This is a genomic window from Alistipes sp. DJF_B185 (assembly GCF_964250025.1).
GTDB lineage: Bacteria > Bacteroidota > Bacteroidia > Bacteroidales > Rikenellaceae > Alistipes > Alistipes finegoldii.
This window is the reverse complement of sequence record NZ_CAXUDY010000024.1, coordinates 1-11,255: the sequence shown is the minus strand read 5'-3', so window position 1 is coordinate 11,255 and position 11,255 is coordinate 1. Positions and strand designations below refer to the sequence as shown.

The following is an 11,255-nucleotide window of genomic DNA, read 5'->3' as shown; positions in this document are numbered from 1 at the left end:
AAAAGTTGATCAGACAACGTGATGAGTTACTGCCTCTTCTGATGAACGGTCAAGTATCGGTAAATTCTGATTTATCGCTCGGTTAAGCCCTATCTTACAGTCAAGACTACGAAGCAACTTGCTAATGCGTTTCTGTTCCGCCAATTCAGGAATCCACACGGTGCAATCCTTAATTTTATCTGGTGAAGTGTGGCGAATTTTTGTTTGTTGGGCAGCTGCACTTAGTTGTTGTTTGACCAAAGTAGAGGATATAAGATAAAATGCAAAATCTTTGTCTAACAAGTCCTCTTTGCAAATAATTTTTGCCACATCTTGGCTTTGGATATATTTACCACTTTCGGGAATAATAGCAGTTGAGCCAAGCAGACCTATAGCCTGTTCTGTCAAAGGAGTGATAATATCTCCTTTTTCCATTAAGAACTCAGACCGAAAGTCACCTGTATAATAGAGATTATCTTTGGACTTATTCTCTTTGAAGCAATTATTCTGATAGTCAAAGTTACCACAAGTCAGACGGATGTATTCACCCTCGGTGGCATAAAACTCGCCACTGAGACTTGCTCCTCTTATGACATCGAGGATTTCTCCAAGCTTATATTTTTTCAATTCCATTTACCGTGTTGCTTTTTTAACATAATCTTGAATTAAAGATAGATTTACCTCAATCTCCCTGCGCTTGGCCAATAACTGATCGAGATGCGCTTTCTGTTTTGCTTTTTCTTGTGCTGCTATGATATGGTCAATTCTTGCTCCTCCTACAAAAGGGTATACTATATCAACCTCCATTTGAGCATCTTCAATCTCTTTATCTATAGTAAAACAAAATTGGTTTGCGAAAAAAATCTTGATGTATTGTCATCTAAGGGAGCGTGTATGGTTTACCTTGCAGTTGGCTGGCCTGTTTCTTTCACACAACAAAAGTAAACATTCCAGCTGTATTTCCTTTCACTGCGCAAATCTAAGGGAACGCACGTGAAGGATCTCGTGTACATCCACGTGGGCGCATCCGAGATGCTTCACTTCGTTCAGCATGACAAATGATTTTTCGCAATTCATTTCTGATTGACTATAATTCTACAAGTTGCTGTTGATATTTTCGTTGTGCTTCTACTATATCCAGATTATTAGCAGCTACGAATACATCAAGCAAGTGACGAATTGCAGCAATCTGCTTTTGTGCATCCTTTGATGAACTGCGAGCTACATGTAGTGCGACAATTATAGCAATTACACTAATTATTGGGCTTAATAAGGTGGCCCATTGAACCAGGTTGTCGATCATAATTCAGTTTGTTTTCCATTTAGATTTTCACCTAATCTTGCCTCAATCTCTTCTATAGTAGGCATAGTTCCCTCCACTTTTTCCGGATAAAGTTTTGATAGCTCATATTCAGATATTCCCAATGGGAGATTGCTGCCTTCCAATGCGTATTGGGCAAGCATTGAATCCTTTTGGCGGCAAATAAGCAGACCGATTGTAGGATTGTCTCTTCCCTCTTTTCTAAGAATATGATTACAAGCGACCACATAGCCGCTTAACTGTCCGAGGTCTTGAAAATCAAATTCACCGATTTTCACTTCAATCACTACATAGCATGATAGATTCAAGTTGTAGAAAAGCAGATCGATAAATTTCTCCTTTTGTCCGATCTGAAGTCTATACTCTTTGCCTATGTATGCGAATCCGGTACCGAGTTCCAGCAGGAATTGCGAGATATTGGCAAGCAGTGCATCTTTGAGAATATGCTCATTATAAGGTTGAGTTATCCCTGTAAAGGCAAAGTTATAAGGGTCTTTTGTCAGTTCTTGTGCAAGATCACTTGTCGTGTCCGGCAATGTGCGGGTGAAGTTTGTCAAAGCCTTTCCTTCCCGTTCATACAGGCCGTTGTCCATAAAGTTGAGCAATGTGTCGCGACTCCAACCCTCTTCCATCGTCTTTCTCACATAGAAGAGAGCCTTTGCTGGTTCTTTACTGTATCTGTCCATCAAGTAACGGTGATGTCCCCAAGGTATGGAGAAAAGCATCTCTTCCAATTGTCCCACAGCTTGTGGGACAGGCTTCGAGGATTCTGCCACAGGTTGTAGCACTTTTCCATTTTGTAATTGTTCCACAGCTTGTGGAACAACTTTTAAATACTGAGAATAAAGCAGATAGAATTTCTTTGCGTAATATATGTTGGTTCGAGAAAGGCCTGTGGCATTGGGATTTCTGCGCTGTAAATCCACAGAAAGATTCTTGATGACTTTCTCACCCCACCGTTCTTCCACACGCATCTCTTCTATGTCACGACCAAGTTCCCAGTAATATTTAAGCAACTCACGGTTAACCCTCACCGCTGCTCTAATTTGACTTTGACGATAGCGTACACTAAGGTCTTCCACCCACCGGATATAGTCTTTATCTATGATGGTCAATTCTTTACTCATTATTTCCAACATTTACGTTAAAGTGCAAAGCATCCAACTGCTTCATTATCTCCTCCTCCAGACGATGGCTCTCAGCAAATTGCCGTGACAGTTCAGCCTTATAATTTGCCATGCGGTTATTGAACTCTTCTTCAGTAATGTCTACATAATCAATCTTGATGTCGAAATACTGTCCGGCAGACAACGAATAACCTTTTTCCTTTATTTCATCATAGCTTACCGCAACCGAAAAATCCTCTACGGCTTCTTTATTTTTGAATGTATTGACAATTAAGTCAATGTCATCCTTCAGCAATCTACGTTTTTTATTTTTCCCTTCCTTATATTCCTCTCCTAACTTGCTCGCATCAATCAATATGACTTTCTCGGCAGAAGCAGCTTTGTCAAAGAACAGGACGGAAACATTCGTACCTGTATTTGCGAACACATTGCTTGGCATAGAGATACAGCCATATACCCAGCGGTTATCTACAATTTTCGTCAGGACTTTTCTTTCAACACCACTTTTGGCTGTAATGAATCCCGTAGGAATGACAATAGCCCCCTTGCCATTTGTTTTCAGCGAATTGATGAGATGCTGGATAAAACACAAGTAGATAGACATTGAATCTTTCTTCTTTGCCGGCACAGATGGGACTCCCGCCCAAAAACGCACCGTATCAGAAGCCAATGTATCTCTAAAATCTGAGAAATCCAGATTGAATGGCGGATTGGACACAACGAAATCGAATTTTCGGAGAGATCCGTTTTCTTCCTTGTGGTATGGTTCCGTAAGAGTATTCCCTTGTACAACATTAGGAAGACTTCCTGACAGATTGTTCAGAATGAGATTCAGCCGGAGCATCTCACTGGATTTTTCCGATATGTCTTGACTGAAGATCGTACAACGGTCTTCACCTATCTGATGAGCCAAAGCCATAAGCAAAGTACCTGTTCCTGCCGATGGGTCATAACAGGTCACTCCACGTAGGTTTGCTTCATCTCCGACCAACAGGCGGGCCATTACCTGTGCGATGGCTCTCGGGGTGTAATATTCCGCATATTTTCCGCCCCCAGCATTGTTGTAATCCTTTATAAGATATTCAAATATCCGTGAGAAGAAATCATATTTTTCGACAAAAACGCTTTCAAAATTGAATGATGCAACGGAACTCATCAATGACCGTGCAAAATCATCCCTTTTCTGCGGATCTGTTACAAACTGTGTGAGTGCGCTGAATATATTGACTCTGCTTTTCCCTGAAGTTACAACAGAAAAAGTATCCGCATTCAGATTGGCAATGTCAATCAGTGTCGCATCCAGACGTGTAGAAAAATCTCCTGCTCCTGAAGTATTATACAAATGTGCCAATGTATGCTCTGGTTTAAGCAACGGAACAGATGCGGGAAGATAGCTGAACAGATCTTCGACTTCCTCTTCAGTGAATTTATCATATTCCGCATCCCACTTGTCTGCCTTGCTCAATCTTTCTCCGTATATTTTATCCTGCTTTGCCTCATATCCGAATTTATCATTGAAATACTTATACAGAAACATTTCCGTAATGATCTTGTACTCACCACCACTATTGGCAAGACCAAAATGGGAAGTGGTCGATTTCAATGAATCAATAAGGGCTATAGTAGCTTCTGATATATTCTGGGTATTTGCATCCATATTATCTCAAGTAAAATTGATTGTATTGGTTTATATATTCATTTGCAATGAGATTGTTGATGAACTTCCTGTCGGGAAGACTCGCTTTTATCCCCAAGTCGACGAGTTGATGGCCTATCATAGCCAACGTATCCCGTTTGAAACTGTTTTCATTCGCTATGATGTTTATATCAAGGTAAATACGGTTATCAATCTCACGCTTCATTTTTGACAGACTTTCTGCTATTTCGTATTCAGTTTTGGAAATAAGAGGCTTTTCTCGCTTTTCATTTTCTTCTTCTATACGTTTGTGGATACGGACAAAGCGCTCGTCTCCCTGATATTTCTTTTTGAGTATATTATTGCGACGGTTTATCTCACGGATTTTCTTCATTACCGAATCCATATAATCAATGCTTTCTTTAGCTTCTTGCGTATTTTGAGGAACGAAGCCTTTCTTTCTGAAGTATTCCCGGAACTCTTCAGCCAAAATCACATACTTGTCTTCCGCCTTGTCAAAGTTGGCTTCAAATTCAGCCTGTACTTTTTCACAACGCTCCCGAATATCATTGACAATAATACGCAATTCTTCTGAAATGCCTTTTTTGAACTCAAATTCCAGTTCAGAAAGAGCGACATTGATAATTCCAGATACATCTGCCTTATGTTCGGTACTTTCCAGAAAATTCATTCGTTCTATACGGTGAGAAACCTCAGTGATCAGAGTAGGAATAGTACCTTTAGGCAAACTGTTGATTCGTTCTTTCAACTCTTCATCCCCAAAAGCCCTTACTTGGTTAATGATTGCCTTGGCATTTTCGAGAGTAGATCGGAGCGTATATAGATTGTCTTTGTTTTCAATCTCATCTATTTCCTTTCTGAACTCTTCAGGATTATCGCATGTATAATTGAATAAAACGCTGCGAATTTCTTTTATCTGCTCTACAATCTGCTCTTTATCTACAATGAGAGCTTCTCCTACTGTTTCTTTTTCGCCTGTTTCCTGAATATCGGCAGTACGATTCAGTTCACGCAGATAGCGGTCATTAGTCGCATCAAAATTTTCCTTGATGTTTACAAAATCCACTACATAACCATATTTGAATTTATGGTATGGTCTGTTTACTCTAGTCAGTGCCTGCAGCAAATCGTGTCCGTCCAGACTTCGACCCAGATAGAGTTTCTTCAAACGGGGAGCATCGAACCCAGTCAGAAGCATCTGATTGACAATCAGGACATCGACTGATAGTTTTTTCTTGTACTCATCAATGTACGCCTTACGCTCTTCCTTGTCTCCTTCATCATGCAAAATCAAAGAAGCTCTCAAGGGTTTTGCATGATATCCATAGGCAATCATAGGTTCAGCCGCCAACATCAGACTTTCATCATGTTTCCCTTCGATATACAAAGCTTTGTTGAAACGCTCTTGCCACAAACGATACATTTCACGGGCTTGAGGATTTGTCTTGCACACAATCATTGCACCTACAGTATCATCAGCCTGTTCGATACGGAACCGACGGAAATCGGCAATAATATAGTCTATCAATGCATTGAGGTAAGATTCATGTTCAATGATCTTGTTGCGGTCAATATCACTTCTTCTGACTTCTATGCCGCCTGCCAGCTTGTCAAGAATATTCTCTATTTTCTCTTTATAGATTGTTTCGACAGGTTCCCGCATGAGTTTCAGTGTATAACCATCTGCTATTGACTTGTCGTAATAATAGGTATCAATGTAATCACCGAATACACGCCAAGACTCCCTTTCCTCTTTTAACAAAGGCGTACCTGTCAAAGCAATTTTTATAGCATCCTTATCGGCTGCCAATAGGTTTGCCAAGAAACTTCCATGTGGATTGTATCCTCTATGCGCTTCATCAATAAAGAAAATACGTTGCAAACGGATGCTGTAATTGGAATCAATCTGTATTTTGGCAGAATCCTGTTTGAATTTCTGGATATTTACCACCATTATCTCAGCTTTACCCTCCGCATTTTCTGTCAAATTCGTACTCCGTATATCTGACATCAATTCATCCCTGCTGTTTGCAGTTCTGACAGACAGTCCTCTTGCCACAAATTCATCCTTGGCCTGCTCCATCAAGTCAAGGCGGTCAACAATGAAATAAAATTTTACAGCTGTATTCTTTGCCGCATAAAAATCGGTCAGACTACGTACGGAATAATATGCCAAGGCTGTTTTTCCACTGCCTTGTGTATGCCAGATAATACCGCTCTTGATACCATTATCCAATTTCTTTCGAATGGTCAGTGAGGCAAAAAGCTGCTGATAACGCATTACATGCTTTTCCAACTGCGTGGTCTTGCTGCCGTCTTCCAGTTCAATCTTTCTGTCCACATAGGCAAAACCATATCTCAACAAAAACAGAAAACGCTCTTTACTGAGCATTGATGTCAGAATCCTGTTGGTTGGAGTATTCGTATCTTTGTTCGTATTATAATCAGGCAGATTCTTGATCACAACACAATTCCGGTGTTGCAATATCTGTTTCTCCACACTGTCAGATACGGCCTTATATGGATATTTAGTCGCAAAATCCTTATCTGCCTCGCGAAAGACATTGAAGAAGGCTTTGTCCCTTGAGGTACAACAATAGAACGCACCTTGAATAGGAACCCTGTTTTCATTGTCATATTCCTGATTATTGGAAAATATCATCAGCTGGGTGACATTCAAGAATCTTCTGAATTTTTCGTTGCTCATCCGCACGTTGATACGCTCCCTTTCTGCCAGAATGCCGTCATGGTTATTTGGCTTCTTGACCTCAATAAAAGCTAATGGCAGTCCGTTTACAAAACATGTTATGTCCGGTCTGAAACTGTCTCCGCTATCCTGATTTTCACAAGTGAATTCGGTAGTTACATGCCATTCGTTACGATCAGCATCCTGAAAGTCTATCAGCTTGATATTGCTATTGGAAGACAGTTTGTTATAAAACTCCCTTCCAAGGTCATTATTGTCAAGTATCAATGTGATTTCATTCAGCAATTGTCTTGCCTGTAATTCGGACAGTGCCGGATTCAAACGTTGAACACTGCGCAAAAATACATCCGTCAGAATATTTGTTTTACTGTCATATTCTGTTATATTGTCCAAATAAGTATATCCAAGCCTACACAAATGCAAGGCGGCAGGAACCTGCACACGTGTATTTTCATTGAATTTATATTCCATGAGCTTCACCTTTCTTCTTTATCGGTTATCAGGTCTTTTAAATCCACCTGTAGGATAACAGCTATCTGCTGAAGGGTCTCCAGGTTTGGTTGAATCCTATTGCATGCATAAGCATTCACCATACTGAAACTCTTGCCAAGTTGCTTTGCCAACCATGTCTGTGAAATGCCTTTTTCTGCCAATACTGCTTTTATCCTATTCAGTTTCATATTATGTCTTGATTGAATAGTGCAAATATAGGGAATTATATTCGATAAATCGATTGATTTTTACTACATTTGCACCAAATAAAAGGAATTGCATCAATATTCTAAAACTATATTTGGAGTGACTCGATATATAAACAAGACTAATATTAAGAATTATGTCATATTTTTTTAGACTTAAGAACAATGAGAGTATTGAGTTATCTGCTTTAGAAGTAGAAAATGGCACTTATGCCTTAATAGATTCTACTAACAAATGTTATCTAAACTTCTGCATCGATCCTGAAAATCTTTCTTGGGAAGTCAAGAAAGAGAATGGAGAGATTCTGCAAGATGATAATTTCGATGAAAACATAACACAAATTATCAGACATGTGATTTCTTCGAAACAGTCTGGTATTGAAGAATCATTAGATGACGAGCATGATAGAGATCCATTTAATCCAGATGAAATCTCAATTGATACGAAGCTAATAACTATGGAAACATTAATGCGAAGGCTTCAGCAAGGGACAATAACGCTAAATCCAGACTTTCAAAGAAATGAAGTATGGAATAGTGAAAGAAAGTCACAGTTAATAGAGTCGTTATTGCTAAAAATACCAATTCCGATGTTTTATGTTTCTAGCGATGAGAAATCTAATTGGACTGTTGTTGACGGTTTACAACGCATAAGTACATTGAGAGATTTTGTTTTAGGAAAATCATATTTAGAGGATACTCGGAAAAATATAGATAAAAAAGGCTATGGGTTTAAATTGCAAGGGCTTGAATTTTGGGGAAAAGATTTGGATGGTAAGACATTGAATGATTTACCGATTAATTTACAAAATAGAATATTGGAAACTACTTTTACGTTTACTATTATAAATCCTGGCACTCCAGAAGAAGTAAAAAGGAATGTTTTTAAAAGATTGAATACAGGAGGTATGCCGTTAAGTAGCCAAGAGATTAGAAATGCATTATATACAGGTAAATCTACAATACTGTTAAATAACTTGTCCAGATCAGAAGAGTTTAAACGTGCAACAGGAAACTCAATCCATACAGAAAGAATGGAGGATAAAGAATTGATCCTTAGATTTGTTTCTTTTTTAATCCGCAATTATAGGTCTTATAACAAGACAGTTACGATTGATACTTGGTTGTCAGATACAATGATACTATTAAATTCTATGCCAAATCTAAATTCTCGAGAATTGAGTAAGCGAGTTACTTCTGGTAGAATAGATTTGGAAACAGTACGAGTTATGAGTGAAGATGAAATAGTTAGTATATTTAATATGGCAATGGATAGGTGTTATAAAATATTTGGTGGTCATGCTTTTAGGAAAAGCTATGATGGCTTAAGACGTTCACCTATCAATAAATCATTATTTGAAACATGGAGTAATCTTTTTGCTAATATCTCAGAAAATGAGTTTTGTAGATTACGTTCTCATAAGGAACAATTTTTAAATGAATATAAGCCATTCTTGGATAATACAGATTTCATAATATCTATATCTCGTGACAGTATGAAACATGCTGCTGTAAAATCACGTTTTGATTCGTTGAATAATCTTTTAGAAAAATATATATCATGATAAACCAACTTATCATTAAAGGCTTTAAGTCATTTGTAGATAAAAGTATTAATTTTAATCAGTTAAACGTTTTAACTGGCTTAAATAGCAGTGGCAAAAGTACAGTTATTCAAGCTTTACAGATACTGAATAAATATTCTAGACATTTTGAAAATCCGCTAATAGAAGGACATGGTGATTACAAAGAACTCCAAAATCCATTTTCTTCTTTACCATTTAGTATTAATGCAAAATATGGTGAGCATGGTATAATTTGTTATTCTCCACAAAAAGAGAATAACATTCATACAGAAGAATTTCCTGACTTGATTGTTATTTCAGCAGATAGATATGGCCCTTTGGTTTCAATTCCTCTTTTATCAGATTGTGAATTGGGTTCCAGAGGCGAAAATGTTATAAAATGCATACGAGTACATGAAAATGACATTCTTGATAAATTAATAACTCACCCTAATTCAGAAGGAGATACTTTCCTCTATAATTTAAGAGCTTGGTTGGGAACTATAACTCCTGGAGTGCAGTTCAATTATGATATTATTGATAAGGCGGATACTTCCTTTTCTTTATTTAATGGTTATAGAGCAAAAAATGTCGGATTTGGACTAAGCTACACATTGCCTATAATTGTTGCTCTATTTTTGGGAACTATAAAGAGAAATACATTGGTAATATTAGAAAACCCTGAAGCTCATTTGCACCCGCGTGGACAAACTGAAATGGGAAAACTAATAGCTTCTGTTGCACATTCAGGATGCCAAGTTATTGTTGAAACCCACAGCGACCATCTTTTCGATGGCATTCGAATTTATGCCAAAAATAATGAAGGATTTGCGGATAAAACTTTGACTCATTGGTTTTGGCAAGATAAAGAAGGTATTTCTAATGTCACAAGTATTAAGATGGATAATTACGGCCGTATTAAAGAATGGCCAGAGGGTATGTTCGACCAATTTGAAATAAATGCATCTGATCTATTATAAAAAAGATGATAACATTCTACTTTAATTCAAATTTACCTGAATATTATACAGGCGATCTTTGCGAGGTTTTTGACAATCTAATGCTTAAATTTATACTCTTGCTAAATGACAAAAAACTGCCCATAAATGGATATATTGCGACAAATAATCAGCCTTCCACTATTTTAATTTGCGGTAAAACCTTAAAATCTCTTATAGATAATTTTAATATTGCAGAAAAGGATAAATATAAAGAGCATCGTAAAAAATTATATTCATTTTTTACAAGATATCCAATAGACTTAGATGTTCGTGTTGAGGAGGTATTTTCTGAAGAGGAATTAACTAGTTCTATAAAATTCCATGGAAGAGATGCGACAGATTTGTTTATTGCCAATAAGTTGAAGTATTATTTTATGTCATTGCCATTAGATGAAACGCTTAAAGTCGACAGTCTTGGAATTTTAGTGAATGAAACTGCATTGAAAAATGTAAATTGGCATGGCATGAATACGAAGAATCTAATACAGCATATTATCGAGGACGAAACGATTGATAATGCTAACCTATCTATATTGAAATATTCGTTTGGTGACAATGAGTGCTTCATATGTGATTCTTTTATGGATGAATTTAAACTGATTTCTCCAGATTTACAGGAGTTTATAATTAATTTGTTTGCCAAAGCATTACAAAGTGGATTGTTATTCCCGGCAAGAGGAGATGATAATATAGTTAAAAAGTGTGATGCTGATAATGTATACGAACTTCGCAATCATGCATATGGTGGAATTCGTGTATATTTTAGATGTGTAGATAATAAAATATTTATTGGTAATATGGGAACAAAATCCTCATACAAAGGTGATGCACAATCTAATGATATTGCTCATGCAGGAAAAGTAATGGATAAATTAGAAAGAACTATGAGGTATTAGTTTGTCCAATCTTTCCTCCTATCGCCTCAGACCACCTCAGATAGTGCGGTTTGTTTGTGCAAATTTCATTGTTTTCTGCATAATATGTTGATAATCAATATAGATAAATTTCTTCAACGAAGATGAATATTGAGTTTCCTCAAGCTGCATGAAAGACACCCCGGTACGGTCTGAAAACCGTACCGGGGTGTCTGATTGTTCGGAAACGAACAGCCTTTCAGAGCCGCAGCGTGCGGAACTTATGTCTGGAATCCTTTTGCAAAATGATTTTGACAAGAAAAGACCGTAAGATCTCCACTGTTTC

At 37.5% G+C, this 11,255-nt stretch carries 10 protein-coding genes and 2 pseudogenes; 4 read left to right on the top strand and 8 right to left on the bottom strand.

Going from position 1 to position 11,255, the window contains the following annotated elements:
- Positions 1–86: pseudogene (locus ACESTR_RS15305) on the top strand (restriction endonuclease subunit S); the annotation flags it as partial.
- 34 nt (positions 87–120) lie between these two features.
- Here ACESTR_RS15305 and ACESTR_RS15300 read toward each other — a convergent pair.
- The 7 genes and pseudogenes from ACESTR_RS15300 to ACESTR_RS15270 all read right to left on the bottom strand — a co-directional run.
- Positions 121–612: pseudogene (locus ACESTR_RS15300) on the bottom strand (restriction endonuclease subunit S); the annotation flags it as partial.
- Positions 613–786 carry a hypothetical protein gene (locus ACESTR_RS15295; RefSeq protein WP_253280099.1) on the bottom strand — a complete coding sequence of 58 codons (174 nt, stop codon included), beginning with the start codon at positions 784–786 and terminating at the stop codon, positions 613–615. It lies immediately after the preceding pseudogene.
- A gap of 280 nt (positions 787–1,066) precedes the next feature.
- A complete protein-coding gene (locus tag ACESTR_RS15290; RefSeq protein ID WP_253280100.1) occupies positions 1,067–1,282 on the bottom strand; it encodes a hypothetical protein in 216 nt (71 codons plus the stop codon).
- Positions 1,279–2,427, bottom strand: coding sequence for a YhcG family protein (locus ACESTR_RS15285; protein ID WP_055204839.1), 1,149 nt, complete (start codon positions 2,425–2,427; stop codon positions 1,279–1,281). The genes ACESTR_RS15290 and ACESTR_RS15285 overlap by 4 nt, the downstream gene beginning before the upstream one ends.
- On the bottom strand, positions 2,420–4,084 hold the full coding sequence (locus ACESTR_RS15280) for a class I SAM-dependent DNA methyltransferase (protein ID WP_055204841.1): 1,665 nt from the start codon (positions 4,082–4,084) through the stop codon (positions 2,420–2,422). Before ACESTR_RS15280 ends, ACESTR_RS15285 begins: the two co-directional genes overlap by 8 nt.
- 1 nt (position 4,085) lies before the next feature.
- Positions 4,086–7,262, bottom strand: coding sequence for a type I restriction endonuclease (locus ACESTR_RS15275; RefSeq protein WP_149873672.1), 3,177 nt, complete (start codon positions 7,260–7,262; stop codon positions 4,086–4,088).
- Positions 7,263–7,267: 5 nt separating this feature from the next.
- Entirely contained in the window at positions 7,268–7,471 is a 204-nt protein-coding gene (locus ACESTR_RS15270) for a helix-turn-helix domain-containing protein (protein WP_008863164.1), read from the bottom strand.
- Positions 7,472–7,626: 155 nt separating this feature from the next.
- Here ACESTR_RS15270 and ACESTR_RS15265 point away from each other — a divergent pair, with 155 nt between their 5' ends.
- Genes ACESTR_RS15265 through ACESTR_RS15255 form a run of 3 tightly spaced genes read left to right on the top strand, consistent with a single transcriptional unit; the run spans position 7,627 to position 10,951 of the window.
- The gene (locus ACESTR_RS15265; protein WP_082426803.1) at positions 7,627–9,054 is read left to right on the top strand and encodes a DUF262 domain-containing protein; all 1,428 of its coding nucleotides are present in this window, start codon (positions 7,627–7,629) and stop codon (positions 9,052–9,054) included.
- A complete protein-coding gene (locus ACESTR_RS15260; RefSeq protein ID WP_082426805.1) occupies positions 9,051–10,034 on the top strand; it encodes an AAA family ATPase in 984 nt (327 codons plus the stop codon). The genes ACESTR_RS15265 and ACESTR_RS15260 overlap by 4 nt, the downstream gene beginning before the upstream one ends.
- A gap of 5 nt (positions 10,035–10,039) precedes the next feature.
- Positions 10,040–10,951 carry a hypothetical protein gene (locus tag ACESTR_RS15255; protein ID WP_055204843.1) on the top strand — a complete coding sequence of 304 codons (912 nt, stop codon included), beginning with the start codon at positions 10,040–10,042 and terminating at the stop codon, positions 10,949–10,951.
- A 36-nt stretch (positions 10,952–10,987) separates the two neighbouring features.
- Here ACESTR_RS15255 and ACESTR_RS15250 read toward each other — a convergent pair.
- Positions 10,988–11,255: hypothetical protein (locus tag ACESTR_RS15250; protein ID WP_373179400.1), on the bottom strand; the 268-nt coding region annotated here is incomplete at its 5' end.